Origin of the sequence: Marinobacter sp. P4B1, from assembly GCF_001447135.1 — a bacterium.
In the GTDB taxonomy this organism is placed as follows: Bacteria; Pseudomonadota; Gammaproteobacteria; order Pseudomonadales; family Oleiphilaceae; genus Marinobacter; species Marinobacter vinifirmus.
The window spans coordinates 871,990-893,848 of sequence record NZ_LLXM01000015.1; the positions used below are offsets into that span (position 1 = coordinate 871,990).

The 21,859-nt window shown below is 57.2% G+C and carries 17 protein-coding genes; 7 read left to right on the forward strand and 10 right to left on the reverse strand.

Annotated features, from left to right (window positions below):
• Positions 1-2: 2 nt before the first annotated feature.
• Entirely contained in the window at positions 3-1,097 is a 1,095-nt protein-coding gene (locus AQ621_RS15590; protein WP_058342170.1) for an efflux RND transporter periplasmic adaptor subunit, read from the reverse strand.
• 30 nt (positions 1,098-1,127) lie between these two features.
• Positions 1,128-1,697: a DUF3833 domain-containing protein gene (locus tag AQ621_RS15595; protein WP_145840300.1), complete on the reverse strand. Its 570-nt coding sequence runs from the start codon at positions 1,695-1,697 to the stop codon at positions 1,128-1,130.
• A gap of 246 nt (positions 1,698-1,943) precedes the next feature.
• On the opposite strand from AQ621_RS15595, the gene AQ621_RS15600 reads away from it, so the two are divergent.
• Positions 1,944-3,764, forward strand: coding sequence for an acyl-CoA dehydrogenase C-terminal domain-containing protein (locus AQ621_RS15600; protein ID WP_058342172.1), 1,821 nt, complete (start codon positions 1,944-1,946; stop codon positions 3,762-3,764).
• Between the two features lie 143 nt (positions 3,765-3,907).
• On the opposite strand, the gene AQ621_RS15605 is transcribed toward AQ621_RS15600, so the two are convergent.
• The 7 genes from AQ621_RS15605 to rpmH form a co-directional block, all read right to left on the reverse strand.
• Entirely contained in the window at positions 3,908-6,100 is a 2,193-nt protein-coding gene (locus AQ621_RS15605; RefSeq protein WP_058342173.1) for a TonB-dependent receptor domain-containing protein, read from the reverse strand.
• A 138-nt stretch (positions 6,101-6,238) separates the two neighbouring features.
• Positions 6,239-6,898, reverse strand: a complete 660-nt coding sequence (locus AQ621_RS15610; RefSeq protein WP_022990134.1) for a DUF2959 domain-containing protein — start codon at positions 6,896-6,898, stop codon at positions 6,239-6,241.
• Between the two features lie 8 nt (positions 6,899-6,906).
• Complete coding sequence (gene mnmE, locus AQ621_RS15615) at positions 6,907-8,277, reverse strand: tRNA uridine-5-carboxymethylaminomethyl(34) synthesis GTPase MnmE (RefSeq protein WP_058342174.1); 1,371 nt, start codon at positions 8,275-8,277, stop codon at positions 6,907-6,909.
• A 72-nt stretch (positions 8,278-8,349) separates the two neighbouring features.
• Positions 8,350-10,053, reverse strand: coding sequence for a membrane protein insertase YidC (yidC, locus tag AQ621_RS15620; protein WP_058342175.1), 1,704 nt, complete (start codon positions 10,051-10,053; stop codon positions 8,350-8,352).
• A gap of 4 nt (positions 10,054-10,057) precedes the next feature.
• Positions 10,058-10,342 (reverse strand): membrane protein insertion efficiency factor YidD, encoded by a 285-nt coding sequence (gene yidD / locus AQ621_RS17455; RefSeq protein WP_082641126.1) that lies wholly within the window; start codon positions 10,340-10,342, stop codon positions 10,058-10,060.
• Positions 10,342-10,764 (reverse strand): ribonuclease P protein component, encoded by a 423-nt coding sequence (rnpA, locus tag AQ621_RS15625; protein WP_058342176.1) that lies wholly within the window; start codon positions 10,762-10,764, stop codon positions 10,342-10,344. The genes yidD and rnpA overlap by 1 nt, the downstream gene beginning before the upstream one ends.
• Positions 10,765-10,779: 15 nt before the next feature.
• On the reverse strand, positions 10,780-10,914 hold the full coding sequence (rpmH, locus tag AQ621_RS17460) for a 50S ribosomal protein L34 (protein ID WP_008172542.1): 135 nt from the start codon (positions 10,912-10,914) through the stop codon (positions 10,780-10,782).
• Between the two features lie 641 nt (positions 10,915-11,555).
• On the opposite strand from rpmH, the gene dnaA reads away from it, so the two are divergent.
• Genes dnaA through gyrB form a run of 5 tightly spaced genes read left to right on the forward strand, consistent with a single transcriptional unit; the run spans position 11,556 to position 19,073 of the window.
• The gene (gene dnaA / locus AQ621_RS15630) at positions 11,556-13,025 is read left to right on the forward strand and encodes a chromosomal replication initiator protein DnaA (RefSeq protein WP_058342177.1); all 1,470 of its coding nucleotides are present in this window, start codon (positions 11,556-11,558) and stop codon (positions 13,023-13,025) included.
• Between the two features lie 52 nt (positions 13,026-13,077).
• Complete coding sequence (dnaN, locus tag AQ621_RS15635) at positions 13,078-14,181, forward strand: DNA polymerase III subunit beta (RefSeq protein WP_058342178.1); 1,104 nt, start codon at positions 13,078-13,080, stop codon at positions 14,179-14,181.
• Between the two features lie 18 nt (positions 14,182-14,199).
• Complete coding sequence (locus tag AQ621_RS15640) at positions 14,200-15,471, forward strand: ABC1 kinase family protein (RefSeq protein ID WP_058342179.1); 1,272 nt, start codon at positions 14,200-14,202, stop codon at positions 15,469-15,471.
• 31 nt (positions 15,472-15,502) lie between these two features.
• Entirely contained in the window at positions 15,503-16,630 is a 1,128-nt protein-coding gene (gene recF, locus AQ621_RS15645; protein WP_058342180.1) for a DNA replication/repair protein RecF, read from the forward strand.
• Positions 16,631-16,658: 28 nt separating this feature from the next.
• The gene (gene gyrB, locus AQ621_RS15650) at positions 16,659-19,073 is read left to right on the forward strand and encodes a DNA topoisomerase (ATP-hydrolyzing) subunit B (RefSeq protein WP_058342181.1); all 2,415 of its coding nucleotides are present in this window, start codon (positions 16,659-16,661) and stop codon (positions 19,071-19,073) included.
• A 93-nt stretch (positions 19,074-19,166) separates the two neighbouring features.
• Here gyrB and AQ621_RS15655 read toward each other — a convergent pair whose 3' ends face one another.
• Positions 19,167-19,934, reverse strand: coding sequence for a VC0807 family protein (locus AQ621_RS15655; RefSeq protein ID WP_058342182.1), 768 nt, complete (start codon positions 19,932-19,934; stop codon positions 19,167-19,169).
• A gap of 109 nt (positions 19,935-20,043) precedes the next feature.
• On the opposite strand from AQ621_RS15655, the gene AQ621_RS15660 reads away from it, so the two are divergent.
• Entirely contained in the window at positions 20,044-21,837 is a 1,794-nt protein-coding gene (locus tag AQ621_RS15660) for an ABCB family ABC transporter ATP-binding protein/permease (protein ID WP_058342183.1), read from the forward strand.
• Positions 21,838-21,859: the final 22 nt, after the last annotated feature.

The following is a 21,859-nucleotide window of genomic DNA, read 5'->3' on the forward strand; positions in this document are numbered from 1 at the left end:
GCTCAGGACCCCTGCACAGAGTCGAACCGGTTCTCCGGAATGGCACGATCTGACTCGATCACCCGAACCCGGTTGCCGGAACTCAGCCGGTCCTGGCCGGTAATAATCACCGCATCCTCCATGGTCAGGCCATCGGTGACTTCCACCCATCCGGGCAGGCGGCTGCCGGTTTTTACCGAAACCCGGCGGGCCTGGCCATCTTCGGCCACGAATACGTATTTCTGGTCGCCCCGCAGCATCACTGCCTGCTCCGGCACCACCAGACCTTCCCGTTCCTGCAGGGTCAAAGAGGCGGACATAAACTGGCCCGGTCGCAAGCGGCCATCGAGGTTATCAATCAGGGCCCGCACCGCCAGGGTGCGGCTCAACTCGCTGATGCGGGTAGCCAGCTCCACCAGCTCGCCTTCAAAGATTTCATCGGGGAATGCCGGAGAGGTGGCGCGCACCGGCTGGCCCAGCTGAACCTGGCCGACAAACCGCTCGGGCACTGCAAAGTTCAGTTCCAGCTGATCCGTGGAATCCAGGGTGGTAATCACAGTGCCGGCTTGCAGGTAGGCGCCCACACTGATGTCCGACAGCCCGACCACGCCGGAGAACGGCGCTTCAATCCGGTGGTTCTGAAGCCGGACCCGGGCTGCTTCGCGCTGGGCAATGGCAACATCCACCGCAGTTCTCAGCTCATCCACCTGGGACTGGGATACGCTGTTGTTGGCCCGCAGGCTGCGGGCCCGGTCATATTGCCGGCGGGCGTCTGCCAGCTGGGCTTCAATTACGGCCAGGTCGGCTGTCGCCTGGCGATCATCCAGCCGCACCAGTACATCACCTTGCTGCACCTTGCGCCCGGTTTGCAGGTTGAGTTCCACTACCCGACCGCTGACTTCGGTGGTCAGGGCCACCGCATCCATGGCATTCAGATTGGCAACGGCCGATACCTCATCCCGCACCCTGCGCATTTCCGGTGCCGAGATATTTACCGTGGATGCCGTGGGTTCGTCTTCGGCTTCCGCATCAGCCGGGTCTTCCAGGCTCAGATACACGCCGGCACCTGCCACCACAACTCCAACCAACACAAGCGCCACCAGCCATTGCTTCCACATGGGTATCTGTTACCTGTCCGTATTCTGTTATCAGGATTGCGGGGCTGGCCCCGCGCCTTTTTTCTGGATCACCAGTACCACTTCCCCGACGTCCACACCCCACTTGCTCATGGTGGTCTGGTTGATCAGGGTATCGGGGGTAACCAGATACATCCAGTCGTCCATTCTGACATCAATCGTGCCATCGCCGTATGACACCCGCAGAACATAGTTCATGTGGATGGCATTGCCCTGCCAGCGCATGGTGCCCGGTTCAACGACATCGCCAGCCTCGGCGTGGTAGCCCTGCTCCGATGGCGTCAGGGTCCAGACCCGGGTCTGCTCTTCGCCATCATCGAAACGGAACACTTCATCCAGGGTGCCCACCCCGTTGTCGTCCCAGCTGGCCACGATATCCGCATCGAAGCTGCGGATGACCTCGCCGGAGAAATCCTTGACCACACCCCGGGCAGAAAGTTCGCCGGTAAAGAACTGACTTGGCACCAGGTCTGGCCCGGTGCTCTGGTAATCATCCAGTGCGGGCCCGGCACAGCCTGCCAGCACCAGAGACATCAACAATATAAGACTCAACGGCCCCAGACCACTGGCCTTGGGTCGCATCCGGGAATTTTGCATGACTTTTACACTCCGGGTTAACGCCAGAACAGCCTGACAGTGCAGAGATCTACGGCCTGCTTGCCGTTTCCGATCAGAAAATCGCCACTGCGTCATTTCAGCCAATTGTCCATTCTGACAGCCATTCAGGCGCTTTCCGTCAATGGCAGCCCCACGGGAATGCCGTAAAACTGCACTCATCCGGGCTTGCGGGCCCGCACGAATCGGACTGAGATTAAACGAGGACTGGCTATGCCTGTGTACAAAGCGCCCCTGCGGGACATGAAATTCCTGCTGAATGATGTATTCGACTACCCGACCCATTACCAGGGCCTGGCCTCCGGCGAAAACGCCACTCCGGACATTGTAGATGCAATCCTTACCGAGTGTGGCCGCTTCTGTGAAGAAGTGCTGAGCCCCCTGTACCAGAGCGGCGACGAAGAAGGCTGCAAGCTGGAAAACGGCGAAGTGATCACCCCCAGGGGCTACAAAGAAGCCTACCAGCAGTATGTGATGGGTGGCTGGCAGGGCTTGTCTGCCCCCGAAGAGTTTGGCGGCCAGGGCCTGCCGGCTTCCATGGGCCTGTTCAAACAGGAAATGATGGGCACGGCCAACTGGTCGTTCTCCATGTACCCGGGGTTGTCCCTGGGTGCCATGAACACCATTTTCCTGCACGGTACAGACGAGCAGAAACAAACCTATCTGGTGCCCCTCACCGAAGGCCGCTGGGGCGGCACCATGTGCCTGACCGAACCCCAGTGCGGTACCGACCTGGGCCAGGTGAAAACCAGGGCCGAACCCCAGGCCGATGGCAGCTACAAACTGACCGGCACCAAGATCTTTATCTCCTCCGGTGAACACGACCTGACCGAGAACATTGTGCACATTGTCCTGGCCCGCCTGCCGGATGCCCCGAAAGGCACCAAGGGCATCAGCCTGTTCATTGTGCCCAAGTTCATGCCGGCCGCCGATGGCGGTGTGGGCGAGCGCAACGGCGTAAGCTGCGGCAGCCTGGAAAAGAAAATGGGCATCAAGGCGTCCGCTACTTGCGTAATGAACTTTGACGACGCCACCGGTTACCTGATCGGCCCGGAAAACCAGGGCCTGGAGTGCATGTTCACCTTTATGAACACCGCCCGGATTGGTACCGCCATTCAGGGTGTGGGGCCGGCCGAGCTGTCTTACCAGTGGGCGCTGGACTATGCCAAAGAACGCCGCTCCATGCGCGCGCTGTCTGGCAAGAAAGAGCCGGACCAGGTGGCCGACAGCCTGATTCACCACGCCGATGTTCGGCGCATGCTGCTGACCCAGAAAGCCATCGCCGAAGGTGGCCGGGCCATGCTCTATTACGCGGCCCGGGTAGCCGACCACATGGTGGAAGCCCATACCGCAGGTGATACTGAAAAAGCCGAGAAGTACGACGACAAACTGGGCTTCCTGACCCCGATCCTGAAAGGCTTCCTGACCGAACTGGGTTGTGAAGCCGCCAACCTGGGGATGCAGGTGTTCGGCGGCCACGGTTACATCCGCGAACACGGTATGGAACAGATCGCCCGCGATACCCGCATTGCCACCCTGTACGAAGGCACCACCGGTATCCAGGCCCTGGACCTGCTGGGCCGTAAGGTGTTGCTGATGACCCAGGGCGGCGCGGTGCGCGAGTTCACCTTCAAGGTGGCCAACTTTGCCCGCAAGCACCTGACCGACAAGCGCCTGCGCCCGATGGCGGTGGAGCTGCTGAAACTCACGGCCCAGTGGAACGTGCTGACGGTACGGGTGATGCTGGCGGCCCGCAAAGACCGGGATGTGGTCAGTGCAGCAGCCTACGACTTCCTGATGTACAGCGGCTACGTGAGCATGGCCTACATGTGGCTGCGCCAGTCCGCCGTGGCTGTGGATAAACTGGATAATGGCGGTGAAGAGTCTGAATCCTTCTACCAGACCAAGCTCAACACCGCCGAGTTCTACTACGAGCGGTTGCTGCCCCGGGCCCAGACCCATGCCACCAGCATGCTCAGCCCGACCCGCAGCCTGATGCAGATTGAAGCCGAGAACATGGCCTTTACCGGGTAACCCGGTAACTTCCGGTCCCGGGTTTTCCCGGGACTTTTTTCTTCCGGATCCGGGGCCTTGGAATCCCGGTTCCACAAAAAGGGAAAGCACCTGGCTTCCCCTTTTTACGTTGTCGGATTTTATTAACAGAAGCTGTGGATAACTTAGAAATCCACAGTGGCGGAAAGCCACAGGCGGCGGCCCTCTTCCACCGTACCGCCGCTGGCCATGCCGCGGAACACGTAGATGTAATCAGATGCCCAGTCGGTTACCTGGTCACCGTCCGCGTTGATATAGCTGTAATTGCTGCCCTCGAGGAAGTCCTTGTCAAACAGGTTGTAGATGGTCGCCGTCAGTCGAACCTTGTCGCTGGCCTGGTAAGAGCCGCCCAGATGGAACAGCGCATAATCGCTCAGCTCTCCGACCTGTTGGTCAATGGCCTGCTCTTCCGTACTCAGGTTTTCCCGGGTCTTCAGGTAGCGGGTACGCTCGCCCCGGTATTCACCAGACACCCACAGCCCCAGTTTGGCTGTTGCCTGCCAGTTAAGCCGGGCGTGCAGGACATGTTCCGGTGTGTTGGTCAGCTTTTCACCCCTGTTGTCACCGCTTTTCTGCTCGGAATCGGTATACGTGTAGTTGCCGCGCAGGCTCCAGTCCGGGGCAAACTGCCAGCTGGAGGCCAGCTCGATACCTCGGGTTTCCGCCTTGCCGATGTTATCCAGCTGATCGTAGGTGCCATCGGGAATCCGGGGATCACCGCTGATGGTCACCTCTGAGCCATCATCAATCTTGTCCTCAAAGCGTGTGAAGAACACGGTGGCATTAGCCTTGAAGCCCTCAAGGTTGTCAAAGTAGGCGCCGGCTTCGTAGTTAGTGCTCTTCTCCGGCTCCAGGTCCGGAGTACCGATGGTGATATCTTCACCCTGTCCTGTGACACCGTTGATGCCATCGTGGAGATCGTTGATGTCCGGCGTACGATACCCCTGACTGACCCCGCCCTTGAAGGTCCAGGACGGTGTGCTGTTCCACACCAGGTAGGCTCGTGGCGTAAAGTGGCCGGAGAAGGCATCGTGGTCTTCATAGCGACCGCCCAGCGTCAGCGCCAGGTCGTCTCTCAGATACCACTCGTCTTCGGCAAAAACCGCCCAGGAATTCTGCTCAAAGGTCGTGTCGGCAATGCCGTCGGTCAGTTCGGTGTCCCGGTACTGAGCCCCGAAGGTGGCGATATGGTTATCGGTTAGCGGAGCGACCAGCTTGGTATCAAAGACGGTGTCTTTGGATTCCAGTTCCCGCTCGGCACCACCCACCAGGTTCTGGTAAGGGGCGTCGTAAGCAGCACCGATAGTCCCCGGCAGGGTCCGGCCTTCAGTTTCGGTCACGTTGTAGGTCAGGTCATTGCTCCAGGTGCCAAAGCCAAGCTGGCTTGAGTGCCCCAGCGCCACCTGGTCCCGGTTGAAACGCAGTTCATCGGAATAGCCATTCGCCACGCCAGGGTCGTCTCCACAACTGCGGTCCCGGCCATCCAGCGTACCAAGCTGACAGGACTCGTTGTTGTAAACCTGACGGCCCTGCTCCGCATCTAGATAGAACTCGTGGCCGGCTACCGGAACATAAGTCAGGCGGGCACCCAGGGTGTGATTGCGGCCATCCACCGGTGCAACACCGCGCTTGGGTGCCTCGCTACCGTCTTCAAAGTCCAGGTCGGCCGCTTCCCGGTCGAGCACGCTTCCTCGCACGGCCAGCCCCAATACGTTCTCGATCAACGGACCGCTGGTGTAGAAACTGGTCTTGCCGGTATCACCATAGTCCCGGTTTTCCTGGAAGGTATGCTCCAGGGTGACCGAGCCTGTCCACTCATCCGAGACTTTCTTGGTGATGATGTTGACCACACCGCCGATGGCATCGGAACCATAAAGAGTAGACATGGGGCCACGAATGACTTCGATACGCTCAATGGCGGAAAGGGGCGGAGTGAAACTAGTGGAGGTGTCGCCGAATCCGTTCGGGGTAACGTCGCCCGGTGGGTTCTGGCGACGGCCATCAATAAGGATCAGGGTGTATTCACTGGGCAGGCCCCGGATACTGACGTTCAGGCCGCCGGTTTTACCGGTGCTCTGGCGAACATCCACGCCCTCTACCGTTTCGAGTGCCTCCCCCAGGTTGGAAAACTGACTCTGCTGCAGGCTTTGCTGATTGATCACACTGATGCTCGCCGGTGCATCGGTAACCTTCTGCTCAAAACCGGCGGCGGAGACCACCAGCTCGTCCATTTGCACCGGCTGCGCAGTGGCCTGCAGTGAATAACCGGCAGAGATTACCGCAACCGAGGTCGCCAGCAATGAAGACCTGAACATCATGTGTCGCTCCCAAAATTTGTAGCAATGAATTTCAGGAGCGAATGATATTGGTTATCAATTGAGAATTACAGCAAGTTAACTGGAACAATTTGTGCCGAAAACTGGAACGGTTAAGCCCCCGCCACTTTTCCGCCGGGGTTACTGATCCCGGAAGCGGCGGATAAAGGCTTCGGATTCGGCAATGGAGGCTTCCATGTTGCGGATCAGGCTGTCGACATCGCTGCGGATTTTACCCAGCTCCGTTTCCAGCGCACCGATGGCCTGGGCATTCAGGTTGTGCTTGAGGTACAACACCTGGTCTTCAAACGCCTGAAGCACCGGATCCATGCGGGATTCCGCCTGGTGCATCCGGTTAATCAGCTGCCCGTACTGATTGCGGGTTTCCTGAAGTTGCTGCTCGCTGCTGCGGCGCAGGGATGCGCTTTCGTACAGGTCCAGCTCGTCTTCCCACTCCGCAAACAGCGCACCCGCCACATCCTCGACGCTGTCGATCCGGTCCCGGACTTTCTCGGCAGCATCTTCGCTGTCTTGATAGGCATCGCGGATTTCTTCGTACTTGGCCTTCAGTTCGGTATCGGGAATGGCCACCACACTCTGGAACCGTTCCAGTGACGAGCGGAAGGTTTCCTGGGCATCTGTCTGGGCATCCCGGGCATTCTCGACCCGGTCGACCAGGATATCGCGCTTCTCGAACCCGAGCTTTTCCATGGTGTTGTAGTACACGGTGCTGCAGCCAGTCAGCACCAGCGCCGCGAACAGAGTGAATAAGCCAATGGTGTTCCGGGAGTTGTTTTTCATGGTTGTTCCTATTTTCCGATGCAGAAGCTGCTGAAAATCTTACCCAAAAGCTCATCCGGCGTCAGATGCCCGGTGATTTCTCCCAGGGCATCCTGGGCCGCCCGCAGGTCTTCCGCCAGTAGTTCCCCCGCACCGTAGCCTTCAAGCTGAGTCTGGCCCTGGAGCAAGGAATCCCGCGCCCGCTCCAGTGCATCCAGGTGCCGGCGCCGGGCCAGGAAGCCGCCTTCGGTGGTGCTGGCAAAGCCGATGCACTGTTTCAGGTGGTCCCGAAGTACTTCCAGGCCTTCCGCGGCCTTGGCGGCAAGCCGGATAACCGGGGCGGTTTGATGCGGCTCTGCGGTGATACCCACCGTTTCACCGGACAAATCCACCTTGTTGCGAATGACGGTGACCGGTGCGCTGGCGGGCAGCTGGTCGATAAAGTCCGGCCAGATTTCATGGGGTTCGGTTTTGTCGGTGGTGGTGGCATCCACCATCAGCAGGATGCGGTCGGCCTGGCGGATTTCTTCCCAGGCCCGGGCAATGCCGATGCGTTCCACTTCATCCGGGCTGTCCCGCAGGCCGGCCGTGTCGATGATATGCAGCGGCATGCCATCGATGTGGATATGTTCCCGCAAGACATCCCGGGTAGTGCCTTCGATAGCGGTCACAATCGCCGCTTCCCGGCCCGCCAGGGCATTGAGCAGGCTGGATTTTCCGGCATTGGGCCGGCCCGCGATCACTACTTTCATGCCGTCCCGCAAAATAGTGCCTTGCTGGGCTTCGCCCAGGATCTGCTCTACCTGTTCCAGCAGGTTCTGCAGGTCGGTTGCCACCTTGCCATCCGCCAGGAAGTCGATCTCCTCTTCCGGAAAATCGATGGCCGCTTCCACGTAAATGCGCAGATGGGTGATGGCCTCCACCAGGTTATCCACACGCTTGGAGAATACCCCTTGCATGGAACGGACGGCGCAACGGGCGGCCTGTTCCGAGCTGCTTTCGATCAGATCGGCAATGGCTTCGGCCTGGGCAAGGTCCAGCTTGTCATTCAGGAAGGCTCTTTCAGAGAATTCACCGGGGCGGGCCAGCCGTGCACCCAGGCTGCAGACTTCCCGCAACAGGATATCCAGGATCACGGTACCGCCGTGGCCCTGTAGTTCGAATACATCCTCGCCGGTAAAGGAGTTCGGATTGGGGAAGTACAGGCCGATGCCTTCATCGATCAGTTCACCCTGCTGGTCCCGAAAGGGTCCGTAATGGGCGTACCGGGGTCTGGGCTCGAAGCCCAGCATGGCGCGGGCTATGGCCATGGCTTTCGGGCCGGACACCCGAACAATACCTACACCGGCCTGGCCCGGAGCAGTGGCAATGGCGGCAATGGTGTCTGTAGCTGGCTGCATCTTCATTTTCCCGGGATAGAAAAAACAAAGGCTCCCCAAGGGAGCCTTTGTCAGGTCAGAAGGACTGTTAAATCAGTACTTCTTGCCTGCAGTTTCCGCTTCGATCTTGCGGGTAATGTACCACTGCTGGGAGATCGAAAGAATATTGTTCACCAACCAGTACAGTACCAGGCCTGCCGGGAACCACAGGAAGAACACAGTAAAGATCAGCGGCATGAGCTTCATGATCTTGGCCTGCATGGGATCCGGCGGTGTCGGGTTCAGGCTCATCTGGATGAACATACTGGCACCCATCAGGATCGGCAGGATGAAGTACGGGTCCATCTGGGACAGATCCTGGATCCACAGCATGAACGGGGCATGGCGCAGCTGCACACTTTCAAACAGTACCCAGTACAGGGAAATGAACACCGGCATCTGAACCAGGATCGGCAGACAGCCACCCAGCGGATTGATTTTTTCGCGCTTGTACAGGGCCATCATTTCCTGGGACATGCGCTGGCGGTCGTCGCCATAGAGTTCCTTCAGGCGGGTCAGCTGCGGAGCAACCGCACGCATCTTGGCCATGGACTTGTAACTGGTGGCAGACAGGTGGAAGAACACCGCCTTTACCAGAACCGTCAGCAGGATAATGGCCACACCCCAGTTACCCACCAGGCCATAGAACCATTCCAGGATGATGAACAGCGGCAGCGAGATGAAGAACAACCAGCCGAAATCAACGGTGCGGTCCAGGTTGGGTGCCAGGGCTTCCAGGCGATCAATGATCTTCGGGCCCACGTAGGCGGTTGCCCCAATTTCCGCGGTATCACCGGCAGCCACCGTGGTGGCGGGGTAAACAAAGCCCATCACGTGCAACTGATCCCGACGGGTACTCTGGAACTGGGCTGTCTGATCACGGTCAGGAACCCACGCGGTCAGGAAGTAGTGCTGCAGAAACGCCAGCCAGCCGTTGGTAACGGACTGGTTGATGCGGTTTTCGGATAGGTCATCAAAGTCGTATTTTTCGTAGGGATCTTCCGGCGTACTGACCACCATACCCAGATAGGCCTTGATACCCATGCTGGCCTGGGAAGTGGGGTCCGGAGCCTGGTCACGAACGATTTTGCCGGTGAAGTTGCCCTGCCAGTCGGATTCTGAGTTGTTGCTGATCAGGTAACGAACACCGATTTCGTAGCTGTCCCGGGCCAGTTGGTAACGCTTGGTGATAGCCACGCCCTGATCGGTGGTGAAGGTCAGGTCGATGTTGAGTTCGTCCTGGCCTTCAGATAATTCGAACTCGCTGCTTTCAGCGTCGAATACCGGTGCCTGGGAGGCGTTACGGCCATCCGGGCCATCACGGCCGATCAGTCCGCTTTCCAGCAGGTAGGTACGGGTCTGGGTGCTGGACAGCAGTTTCAGGGGTTGTTCGCTGTTGAGGGATTCGTCGTACTGGAGCAGTGAACTTTCCACCACGTTGCCGCCAATACGGTCAATCTTCAGCTGGAAAACGTCGGTGGTTACGGTGATGTAGCGGTTGCTGACTGAACCTTCCGCAGCTGCAGACGTTGACGACAGGCTACCGGTTTCCGGTGTGGCGAATTCATCGTTGCCTGATGCTGTCGATCCGGACTCCGGCAACACCATATCGTCTGCCATTGCGTTGCCGTTAACGGAGGACTCAGCCTCTACCACCTGTGTAGTTTGCGGCTGGTTATAATCTTCGTTCCAGGCTAGCACCATCAGGTAACTGACAATCGCAAGACCGGCAAACAAAACGATGCGTTGAATATCCATAAACTTAGGGTCTGGTCTGAGTAGTGGTGTGAGTGGATTCAGTCAGGTTGCCGGTTGGCTCTGGAGCAACGTGCCCGGTTCCCGGTACAGGATCATAACCGCCTTCGGCCCAGGGATGACATCTGAGTAGACGCGCACCTGCCAGGTAACTGCCTTTGAGAGCGCCATGATGCTGAATGGCTTCGACAGCGTATTGTGAACAGGTAGGGTAGTGCCGGCAATGGCTCGCCATCATTGGAGAAATGGCATATTGGTAGAACCGGATGGGTAAAAGCAGTAATTGGCGCATCAATCTGTACCTCGGGACGTCGCGTCTGGGCCCTCAGACGTTGATTTTCGGTACGTTTTTTCGAGTTGCTTGTTGAACTGCTTTTTCACTCTGCGCCAGATATCGTCCAAAGCGGAATGCACCGCTGGATTTTCCAGCTGGGCAAGGCCTTTTCTGCCAAGAACAATGATGTCCAGGGCGGGTAAATCCTGCTGATTTCTGAAGGTTTCCCGTACCTGGCGTTTGATCCGGTTTCTCTGGACCGCCAGTTTCAGGTTTTTCTTCGAGAAAATCAGTCCGACCCTGGCGTGACCCAGATTATTGGGAGCAGCCAGGATCAGAAAATTCCTGTGCGGAACTTTCAGCTGTACGCCATCGAAGACCTTGCTGTAGTCCGAAGGTTTCAACAGTCGATGAGACTTCGGAAACGTCAAAGCCTTCATGAGGCGAGCGTAAAGTTACGCAGACAGACGTGCGCGGCCTTTGGCACGACGACGGGAAATTACCTTACGGCCGTTCGCAGTCGCCATACGGGCACGGAAACCGTGAACACGCTTGCGCTTCAGGACGCTTGGCTGGAATGTTCTTTTCATGGTGATGATCTCACAAATCGTCAATGGACATTGGTAACTGGCTGGAAAATAGACAGCCAAAACAGGAGCGGCATTCTAGTCAAATCCTGAGACAAGTTCAATGTTTGAGCGACAGGTAAAGCAAGTTTTCCGTATGGGTAAAACCCGCAAGGCTCACTAACAGAATCTATAAGTCTTTTTTAAATTCTTTCAAAGATTATTTATTACTGTTATTACGCACCATGATTTCTGTGGAAAAGCCTAAAAATCTCAACAGAAACAAAAAAATAGAATAATGATAAGGCTTGTGACAGGTCGCTCTGAGCCCTGTGGAGAACACCCTGTCGAATTGTGAACAAGTCCGGTTCGGAATCAGGGAGCGAGTTATCCATGGTTCGGTCAAGGTGTTGCACACAGGGTTGAAGCGGTGGTTTACACAGAGCCCTGTGTATAACTTTTTTTCAGGGGTTTTCTGTACACAAGGCTGTAGATAGGTTTGTAAGAATTTGAAACTGAAAATAAAAAGTTTCCACAGGCTGTTCATGACCTGCACTGCCGGCCTTTTACTGAACCCCGGCTCGGGGTAGAATCCGGGGTCACCTTGAGCAACGGGAAAGCCCTTTCCGGTGTAAGAACAGTCAGGTAGTCGGGAGCAGGCGGTCGTGCCGAACAGTATGTGGCATCAATGTCTTGAAGTACTCCGGGATGAATTTCCCGCACAGCAGTTTAATACCTGGTTGAGGCCCCTCCAGTCGGATCAGCGCGAAGGGCAGTTGATGCTGTTCGCTCCCAACCGTTTCGTGATGGATTGGGTGAATGAAAAATACCTGCGCCGTATAGAAGAAGTATTAAAGGAGCTGGGAGGCGGTCAGGCCCCCCGGGTTCAGATGAAAGTGGGGTCTGCCCCCAAGGCGAGCGAGCCGGTGGTGCGTTCGGTGGCCGAGCCGGTTCCGGAACGCCTGTCTGATGAAACCGGCGAGACCGTTACTGAAGAAGAGAAAAGCGTGGCGGCTACGGTGGCCAGTCCGCGCCAGGCGCCAGGCAGCACGTCTGCCGGCAGGACCGGTGGTAACGAACGGCGCCCGGTGCAGGTTGAGGGTGATATCAAGCACCAGAGTTTCCTGAACGAAACCTTTACCTTCGATACCTTTGTAGAAGGTAAATCCAACCAGCTGGCCCGCGCGGCCTCCATGCAGGTGGCAGAGAACCCCGGTGGCGCCTATAACCCGTTATTCCTTTATGGTGGCGTAGGCTTGGGCAAAACCCACCTGATGCACGCCATCGGTAACGAGATTGTCCGTCGCAACCCGAAGGCCAAGGTGGCGTACCTGCGTTCGGAACGGTTTGTGGCCGATATGGTCAAGGCGCTGCAGCTGAACGCCATCAATGAATTCAAACGCTACTACCGCTCGGTCGATGCCTTGCTAATTGACGATATCCAGTTCTTCGCCCGCAAGGAGCGCTCCCAGGAAGAGTTTTTCCACACCTTCAATGCGCTGCTTGAGGGTGGTCAGCAGGTGATTGTGACCTGTGACCGTTTCCCGAAAGAAATCGTGGATATGGAAGAGCGGCTGAAATCCCGGTTCGGCTGGGGCCTGACTGTGATGGTCGAGCCGCCGGAGCTGGAAACCCGGGTAGCGATTCTGATGAAGAAGGCCGAGCAGGCCAATGTGAAGCTGAGCAGCGAAGCGGCGTTTTTCATTGCCCAGAAAATACGCTCCAACGTCCGGGAGCTTGAAGGTGCGCTGCGTTTGGTGATAGCGAATGCTCACTTCACTGGCTCTGAGATTACCCCGCCGTTTATCCGGGAAAGCCTGAAAGACCTGCTGGCGCTGCATGAAAAGCAAGTCAGTATTGATAATATCCAGCGCACCGTGGCGGAGTATTACAAGATCAAGGTATCGGACCTGTTGTCCAAGCGCCGGACCCGTACCGTCACCCGGCCCCGCCAGGTGGCGATGTCCCTGGCCAAGGAACTGACCAACCACAGTTTGCCGGAAATTGGCGATGCCTTTGGCGGCCGTGACCACACCACGGTGCTGCACGCCTGCAAGAAGATAGTCGAGTTGCAGGAAACCGATCCGGGCATCCGGGAAGACTACCAGAACTTTATGAGACTGCTGACCACCTGACCGGGGTGGCAAAACCAATAACATTCACTTCCGATAACTGAAGCCGAGTGCCATGAAACTGACAATCAGCCGTGAATCCCTGCTCACCCCGCTGCAAAGCATTGCGGGCGTTGTGGAAAAGAAACAGACCATGCCGGTGCTGTCCAACGTGTTGTTGGAAGCGGAAGACAATACCCTGACGCTGACCGGTACCAATATGGAAGTGGAGCTGGTAGGCCGGGTAACCCCGGTGCACGTGGACCAGCCTGGCAGGATCACGGTTCCGGCCCGCAAGCTGTCGGATATCTGTCGCGCCCTTGGCGACGAGGCCCCGATTGACCTGGCACTGGAAGGTGACCGCCTGCATGTGCGCGCGGGTAATTCCCACTTCACCCTGTCTACATTGCCGGCGGAGCATTTCCCGAACGTGGAAGACGAGCCGGAAAGTTTCCGCCTGGAGTTGCCCCAGAAGGAACTTGGCCGTATGTTCGACGCCACCGCCTTCGCCATGGCCCAGCAGGATGTGCGTTATTACCTGAACGGTCTGTTACTGGAAGTGGACAGCGGCCATGTCCGTGCCGTGGCTACCGACGGCCACCGCCTCGCCATGGCTCACTGTGATCTGCAGACCGGTTGTCCGGACCTGCGCCAGGTGATTGTGCCGAGAAAAGGGGTGCTTGAGCTGGCCCGCCTGCTGGATGACGACGAGTCGCCCGTCACCCTGGTGATCGGCGATAACCACCTCCGGGCCACGGTGGGTGCGTACACCTTTACCTCCAAGCTGATTGAAGGCAAGTTTCCGGACTACAACCGGGTTATTCCCCGTGGCGGCGACAAGATTGTCCTGGCCGATCGCGCGACCCTGAAGAATACCCTGCAGCGGGCCGGTATTTTGTCCCACGAAAACATTCGCGGCGTACGCCTGAACCTGTCCCCGGGACAGTTGCAGGTATTTGCCAACAACCCGGACCAGGAACAGGCCGAAGATGCACTGCCGGTAGACTACCAGGGCGAATCCCTGCAGATTGGTTTCAATGTAGGCTACCTGGTGGATGTGATGAACGTCCTGGACGATGCCCAGGTGAAGATCACTCTGTCTAATCCAAACAGCAGTGCGCTGATTGAAGCCGAAAATGACAACAGCTGTCTGTATGTTGTCATGCCCATGCGGCTGTAATTATTTCCGGAGGAGTTTATGGGTGCCGTAACGAATGGAATCAAAGGTGCTTTCCGAATTGGCCAGACCTTGTCGGTGCTGGGCCGTACCGGGCTGAACTGGGTGCGGGGCGATCGCCCCCCTACCCCGCAGCTGTTGCGCCAGACCTTCGAAAACCTGGGTGCCACCTACATCAAGCTGGGCCAGTTTATTGCCAGCTCGCCGACCTTTTTCCCGAAGGAGTATGTAGAGGAGTTCCAGTATTGCCTGGATAAAACCCCGAGCCTGCCCTTCAGCGTCATCCGCAAGATTATCCGGGATGAACTGGGCCGGCCGATTGACCAGGTGTTTGCCGAGATCGATCCGGTTGCCCTCGCCTCCGCATCCATTGCCCAGGTACATGCGGCAAAGCTGGTGACTGGTGAAGATGTGGTGATCAAGGTTCAGAAGCCGGGTGTGGAAAACATCCTGCTGACTGACCTGAATTTTCTGTATCTGTCTGCCCGTATCCTGGAAACCCTGGCTCCGAAACTGTCCTGGACTTCCCTGTCCGGCATTGTGGATGAAATCCAGCAAACCATGATGGAAGAATGTGATTTCATCAAGGAAGCCAATAACCTCAAGGTTTTCCGACAGTTCCTGAACGATACCCACAACGAAGACGCCACGGTTCCCCTGGTGTACGAGCATTGCAGCAGCCGTAGGATCCTCACCATGGAACGCTTCCATGGCGTACCGCTGACCGACCTGGAAAGTATTCGCGGATTTTCCAGCGATCCGGAACGCACCCTGATTACGGCCATGAATACCTGGTTTGCCAGCCTGACCAAGTGCGAATTTTTCCACGCGGATGTGCACGCTGGTAACCTGATGGTGCTGAAGGACGGACGGGTCGGGTTTATCGATTTCGGCATTGTGGGCCGTATCAAGCCGGACACTTGGCAGGCGGTAAGCGATTTTATTTCCGCCATCATGGTGGGTAACTTCGATGGCATGGCCGATGCCATGATTCGTATCGGCGTGACCCGTCGCTCTGTGCGGGTGGAAGATTTGTCTGCGGATTTGCAGAAACTGTACCGGCAGATGGATCGCATGGTGCCGGACGATGTGCCCTATCAGGTCGACCAGGCCGAGGATGATGTGAACAACATCCTGATGGATATGGTCAAGGTTGGCGAAAGCCACGGCCTGCACTTCCCTCGGGAGTTCGCCCTGTTACTGAAGCAATTCCTGTACTTCGACCGTTATGTGCATATCCTGGCGCCGGAAATGGATGTGTTCATGGATGAACGCCTGACCATGCTGCATTAAAGGGGCCCAGGTTTATCGAGATTTTCTCCCTATGGCGCTAGTGAAACTTCAGACCCAGAATTTTCGTAACCTGGCGCCGGATCCCATCAGCTTCTCTCCCTCCTTTAACCTGATCTACGGTGCCAATGGCAGTGGTAAATCCAGTGTACTGGAAGCCATCGGTTATCTGGGGCTCGGTCGCTCGTTCCGGGTCACCCGGCACCAGGCGGTCGTTGCCCATGGTCAGAGCAAACTCACGGTTTTTGGTGGCCTGGATAAAGGCATGGCCGGAACTTCAGATGATAGCCAGGAACCTGTTGTTCATCGTCTGGGTATCGCCCGGGATGTTTCAGCCAAGGAAACGTCTCTTCGCGTGGACGGTGAGGCTGTTCGTAGTTTGTCGGCACTGGCCATGCATCTTCCGGTGTCGGTTATTGATCCCGGTGTTTTTGACATTGTGGCCGGGGGCCCGGGTAAGCGTCGCCAGTTTCTGGATTGGTTAGTGTTCCACGTGGAACCTTCCTTTTCTTTAACCTGGCAACAATGCCAGAGAGTGACATCACAGCGGAATCAAACGCTCAGAAATGGTAGACTGGACGAATCATTGATGCGGGTATGGGACAACCAGTTTGGTGCCCTTGCAGAAACCCTCAGCGACATCAGGGAACAGGTTTTCAGGAAGTTCAAAACAGCCTTCAATGAAGTGCTCAAAGAACTGGATGCCGGATGGACAGAAGGCCTCAAGCTGGAGTTCTATCCGGGCTGGGATCGCAGCCAGTCACTGGTTGAGGTACTGGCCGGTCACCGGGAACAGGAACGCCGGATGGGGCATACCTTGTACGGTCCCAACCGTGCGGACATTCGCTTGAAGCTAGGCGGGCGTCCGGTGGCAGAAACCTTCTCGCGGGGACAGCAGAAAACCCTCGTGATCCTGATGAAGATTGCCCAGGGCAAGGTTCTGAGCGATCTCGGTAAACAGGTTACCTTCCTGCTGGATGACATCAATGCGGAGCTGGATGTGCGCCACCGGATTATGTTGGCCCGCAAGCTCCAGGAATTGCGTTGTCAGGTGTTTATTACCTCCATCGAACACCCGGAACCCGACGTGTTATGGGCCGGTGTCGATGCCCCTGAATACAGAATGTTCCACGTGGAACATGGAAAATTGACGGAAGAATAGACCGGGAATCACCTCAGGAGTCTCGTTAATGAGTGAATCGAACTACAATTCCTCCAGCATCAAAGTCCTCAAGGGACTGGATGCGGTGCGCAAGCGCCCGGGTATGTACATCGGCGATACCGACGATGGCACCGGCCTGCACCACATGGTCTTTGAATTGGTGGATAACTCCATCGACGAGGCTCTGGCGGGTTACTGCTCTGAAATCGGCGTGATCATCCACCCCGATGAGTCCATCACGGTCAAGGATAACGGCCGTGGTATCCCTGTGGATATCCATGAAGAAGAAGGTGTATCCGCTGCCGAAGTTATCATGACGGTACTGCACGCCGGCGGTAAGTTCGACGACAACTCCTACAAGGTTTCCGGTGGTTTGCACGGTGTGGGTGTGTCAGTGGTTAACGCCCTGTCCTCTACCCTGACCCTGACCATCCGTCGTGATGCCAAGGTCTACGAGCAGACCTATACCCACGGTGTTCCCAACGCACCGCTGGCCGAAGTGGGCGACACCCAGGATTCCGGTACCAAGGTTCACTTTATTCCTTCACCGGAAACCTTCACTCACATCAAATTCCATTACGACATCCTGGCCAAGCGCCTGCGGGAACTGGCGTTCCTGAACAGTGGTGTGCGTATCCGCCTGACAGACGAGCGCAGCGGCAAGGAAGAGATTTTCGAGTATGAAGGCGGTTTGCGGGCCTTTGTTGAGCACCTGAACACCAACAAGACCCCGCTGAACCAGGTTTTCCACTTCACCCACGAACGTGAAGACGGAATTGCCGTGGAAGTGGCCATGCAGTGGAACGATGCCTTCCAGGAGAACATCTACTGTTTTACCAACAACATCCCCCAGCGGGATGGTGGTACGCACCTGGCCGGCTTCCGCGCGGCTCTGACCCGTTCCCTGAACAACTACATCGAGCACGAAGGCCTGGGCAAGAAAGCCAAGGTAGCCACCTCCGGTGATGATGCCCGGGAAGGCCTGACAGCCATTGTCAGCGTGAAAGTGCCGGACCCGAAGTTTTCCTCCCAGACCAAGGACAAGCTGGTTTCATCCGAGGTGAAAACCGCGGTTGAGCAGGAGCTGTACCAGAAGTTTGCCGATTACCTGCAGGAAAAACCGAACGAAGCCAAGGTGATCGTCAACAAGATGATCGAAGCGGCCCGTGCCCGTGAAGCCGCCCGTAAAGCCCGGGATATGACCCGTCGCAAGGGTGCGCTGGATATCGCCGGCCTGCCCGGCAAGCTGGCTGACTGCCAGGAAAAAGACCCCGCCCTGTCTGAACTGTTCATAGTGGAGGGTGATTCTGCGGGTGGTAGTGCCAAGCAGGGTCGTGACCGGAAAACCCAGGCCATCCTGCCCCTGAAGGGTAAGATCCTGAACGTAGAGAAAGCCCGTTTCGACAAGATGCTGTCGTCTGCCGAAGTGGGCACGCTGATTACCGCCCTCGGTTGCGGTATCGGGCGGGAAGAATTCAACCCGGACAAACTGCGTTACCACTCCATCATTATCATGACGGACGCCGACGTAGACGGCTCCCACATTCGTACCCTGCTGCTGACCTTCCTGTTCCGGCAGATGCGTGAAATCATCGAGCGTGGCCATGTGTTCATTGCCATGCCGCCCCTGTACAAGGTCAAGCGCGGCAAGCAGGAACAGTACCTGAAGGATGAAAAGGCGAAGGAAGCCTACCTGACCCAGACCGCCCTGGAAGGCGCCCAGTTGTACGTGAACCCTGAGGCACCTGCCATCAAGGATTCCGCCCTGGAGACCATGGTGAAGGACTACCAGGCCGTTATGGCAATGATTGATCGCCTGTCCCGTGCCTACCCGGCCATGGTGCTGCAGCAGATGATCTACAACAGCACCCTGACACCGGAGCAGCTGAAGGACGAAGAACCGGTCGCACGCTGGGTGGCACGCCTGGGTGAAGGCCTGGAGCTGGATACCAAGACTGGCACCAAGTACACCTTCTCCGTTACCCGGGACGAAGAGCGTGGCCTGTACCTGCCGAAGGTGACGATCTACGTGCACGGTATTCCCTACGAGCACGTGTTCAGCCACGATTTCTTCGAATCTGCCTCCTACAGGGCCATTGCCCGCCTTGGCGAAACCCTGGAAGGCCTGATCGAAGAGGGTGCCTACATCCAGCGTGGTGAGCGCAAGCAGGCTGTATTGTCGTTTGAGGGCGCCCTGGCGTGGCTGATGAAGGAAGCCTCGCGCGGCCTGAACATCCAGCGCTATAAGGGTCTGGGTGAAATGAACCCGGAACAGCTGTGGGAAACCACCATGGACCCGGAAACCCGCCGGATGATGAAGGTCACTATCGAAGATGCCTTTGCGGCGGATCAGATCTTCACTACCCTGATGGGCGACGATGTGGAGCCGCGCCGGGAGTTTATCCAGACCAATGCACTGGAAGTAACCAACCTGGACGTCTGATTCCCGGGCGTTATCCAGGCCAAAAAAAACGGTGGTATCCGCAAGGAGCCACCGTTTTTTGTTATCAGTACCGAGTGGATATTCCAGTCCGTACTATTTGGAAGACTGTGCCCGCTTCCGTTCCTTCTCTTTTTCCTTCTCCACCAGGTGCGGCGCCATCACCTCTTCCAGGGTGTGGCCGGTAAGCCTGCGAATGGTGCGCCACAGGTACCAGAAAATCAGCATCATCATCACCATGGAGGGAATGGCGATCATCGGGTAGCTGACCAGGGTCATCCGACCGAGTTCTTCATTGAACGCCTGGGTGCCAGACGGGCTGACCACAATCCACTTCGCCAGCACATAGTTCATGATGGATGAGAACAGGAAGGTTCCGGCAAAGAAGTAACTGGCTTTCATCAGCCGCTCTTCAAATTCATCCACACTGCCCCGCTCCTCCAAAGAAGCATGGATTTTATCCACATCCAGAACGTTGGGGTTATACAGCAGGGTTCGTACCAGCGGGTACCTGGTGCGGGTGGAGATAAGCACGGCCAGCCCGATCACCGCTGGCACCGCCGCTTCCTTGATGGCCAGCCAGCCAGCGTCCAGTTCCAGCAGGCCGATACCACCGGTCAGGCCCACACTGATCAGGCCCAGCAGGGCAATAAAGTTCTTCTTCTGGTACCGGATGAGTTCGAACAGGCCCCAACCCAACGGGAAGGCCAGGCCGATGATCAACGCATTAACACTGCCCAGATGCTCATCGCCACTGAACTTCATCAGAATAACGGAGGGAATCACGATACTGACCAGCAAATCGATCCAGGGGCGCGGCTGGTGATCCGGCGTGGTCTTGGCCTGGGAATTATCCGAAGTCATGTAAATACCTGAGTCTGGAAATTTGGTGCTGTTCAGGCACCCTGTGAATGCCCACAGTATACGATGAATCTGGCACAATCTGCTCCTTACCAACCGAACAGGAAATCCCGTGCGCGCCTACGCTGATAACGACTACCCCGCCGACCACAAACCCGACTGGAAAGTGATTGCCGGGCTCTGGCCCTACCTGACCGAGTTCCGGGGCCGGGTAGCACTGGCGTTGTCTTTGCTGGTACTGGCCAAGCTGGCCACCGTAGCCACCCCGGTAGCCCTGAAATACATTGTGGATTACCTGGACCAGAACCGCGGCGCCGACATGCTGCTGTGGATTCCGGTGGTGCTGGTGGTGGCCTACGGCTCCCTGCGCTTTGGCGCCACTCTGTTCAACGAGCTTCGGGATGCCGTGTTCGCCCGGGTAGCCGAGCGGGCGATGCGGCGGGTGTCGTTGCGGATCTTTGAACACCTGCACCGACGCGAGCTGGGGTTTCACCTGGACCGCAAAACCGGTGGCCTGGCCCGGGATATCGAACGGGGTACCAACGGCATCAGCTTCCTGCTGCGCTTTACCCTGTTCAACATCGTGCCCACCATCCTGGAAATCCTGCTGGTGGCCGGTATTCTATTGGTGGTGTTCAACGTGGGTTACGTGCTGGCCATTCTGGTGGCGGTGGTGGTGTATGTGGTGTTCTCCATCAAGATCACCGAGTGGCGAACGAAGTTCGTGCGGGAAGCCAACGCCCGGGACAACCAGTCCAACTCCCGGGCCATCGACAGCCTCCTCAACTACGAAACCGTCAAATACTTCAACAACGAACGCTACGAAGCCGAACTGTACGACCAGGACCTGGACGACTGGGAAAAGGCCCGGCTGAAAAACCGCCTGTCCCTGGCCACCCTGAACGCCGGCCAGGCGCTGATCATCGGCGTGGCCTTGATTGTCATCATGGCCATGGCGGTGGGCGAAGTGGCCAGTGGCGAGATCACCCTGGGCGACTTCACCATGATAAACGCCTACCTGATCCAGCTGTTCATCCCCCTGAACGCCCTGGGTTTCGTCTACCGGGAAATCCGCCAGGCCCTGGTAAACGTGGAGCGCCTGTTCAAACTGCTTGGGGATAAACCCGCCATCCAGGATGCGCCGAATGCCAAACCCCTGGCTGTGGATAACGGCGAGGTACGCTTCGAACACATTCACTTCGCCTACCGGCCGGACCGCCCCATCCTGCAGGATGTGAACTTCACCATACCTGCCGGCCATACCGTGGCCGTAGTAGGCGCCAGCGGCGCCGGCAAATCTACCCTCGCCCGGCTGCTGTTCCGTTTTTACGATGTGAACAACGGTGCGATCCGTATTGATGGCCAGGATATCCGCGACGTGACCCAGGACAGCCTGCGTTCAGCCATTGGTGTGGTTCCGCAAGACACCGTGCTATTCAACGACACCCTGTATCGCAACCTCGCCTACGGCCGCCCCGAAGCGACCGAGGAAGAAGTCTACCGGGCCGCGCGTATGGCCCACCTGGAAGACTTTATCCACAGCCTGCCAGAAGGTTACGAAACTAAAGTGGGAGAGCGTGGCCTGAAGTTATCCGGTGGCGAAAAGCAGCGGGTGGCCATTGCCCGGGTGATTTTGAAGAACCCGCCGCTGCTGATCTTGGATGAAGCTACCTCGTCTCTGGATTCGCTATCTGAGCAGGCAATTCTCGGCGCGTTGAAAGAAGTCAGTCAGCAGAGAACCACCTTGGTGATCGCCCACCGGTTATCCACCATCCGCGATGCCAACACCATCCTTGTGATGGATGGTGGCCGAATAGTGGAAAGCGGCAGCCACAATGACTTGCTAGCCCGCGGTGGTCATTACGCTCATCTGTGGGAACAACAGCACCGGAGTGAGGATAACTGAGAAATTAGGGCATCAGGGTGGT

Bases quoted from the DNA above. Each gene is read 5' to 3' on its own strand.
- AQ621_RS15590 (WP_058342170.1), bottom strand. From the start codon at position 1,097: ATGTGGAAGCAATGGCTGGTGGCGCTTGTGTTGGTTGGAGTTGTGGTG.
- AQ621_RS15595 (WP_145840300.1), bottom strand. From the start codon at position 1,697: ATGCGACCCAAGGCCAGTGGTCTGGGGCCGTTGAGTCTTATATTGTTG.
- AQ621_RS15600 (WP_058342172.1), top strand. From the start codon at position 1,944: ATGCCTGTGTACAAAGCGCCCCTGCGGGACATGAAATTCCTGCTGAAT.
- AQ621_RS15605 (WP_058342173.1), bottom strand. From the start codon at position 6,100: ATGATGTTCAGGTCTTCATTGCTGGCGACCTCGGTTGCGGTAATCTCT.
- AQ621_RS15610 (WP_022990134.1), bottom strand. From the start codon at position 6,898: ATGAAAAACAACTCCCGGAACACCATTGGCTTATTCACTCTGTTCGCG.
- mnmE (WP_058342174.1), bottom strand. From the start codon at position 8,277: ATGCAGCCAGCTACAGACACCATTGCCGCCATTGCCACTGCTCCGGGC.
- yidC (WP_058342175.1), bottom strand. From the start codon at position 10,053: ATGGATATTCAACGCATCGTTTTGTTTGCCGGTCTTGCGATTGTCAGT.
- yidD (WP_082641126.1), bottom strand. From the start codon at position 10,342: ATGCGCCAATTACTGCTTTTACCCATCCGGTTCTACCAATATGCCATT.
- rnpA (WP_058342176.1), bottom strand. From the start codon at position 10,764: ATGAAGGCTTTGACGTTTCCGAAGTCTCATCGACTGTTGAAACCTTCG.
- rpmH (WP_008172542.1), bottom strand. From the start codon at position 10,914: ATGAAAAGAACATTCCAGCCAAGCGTCCTGAAGCGCAAGCGTGTTCAC.
- dnaN (WP_058342178.1), top strand. From the start codon at position 13,078: ATGAAACTGACAATCAGCCGTGAATCCCTGCTCACCCCGCTGCAAAGC.
- AQ621_RS15640 (WP_058342179.1), top strand. From the start codon at position 14,200: ATGGGTGCCGTAACGAATGGAATCAAAGGTGCTTTCCGAATTGGCCAG.
- recF (WP_058342180.1), top strand. From the start codon at position 15,503: ATGGCGCTAGTGAAACTTCAGACCCAGAATTTTCGTAACCTGGCGCCG.
- gyrB (WP_058342181.1), top strand. From the start codon at position 16,659: ATGAGTGAATCGAACTACAATTCCTCCAGCATCAAAGTCCTCAAGGGA.
- AQ621_RS15655 (WP_058342182.1), bottom strand. From the start codon at position 19,934: ATGACTTCGGATAATTCCCAGGCCAAGACCACGCCGGATCACCAGCCG.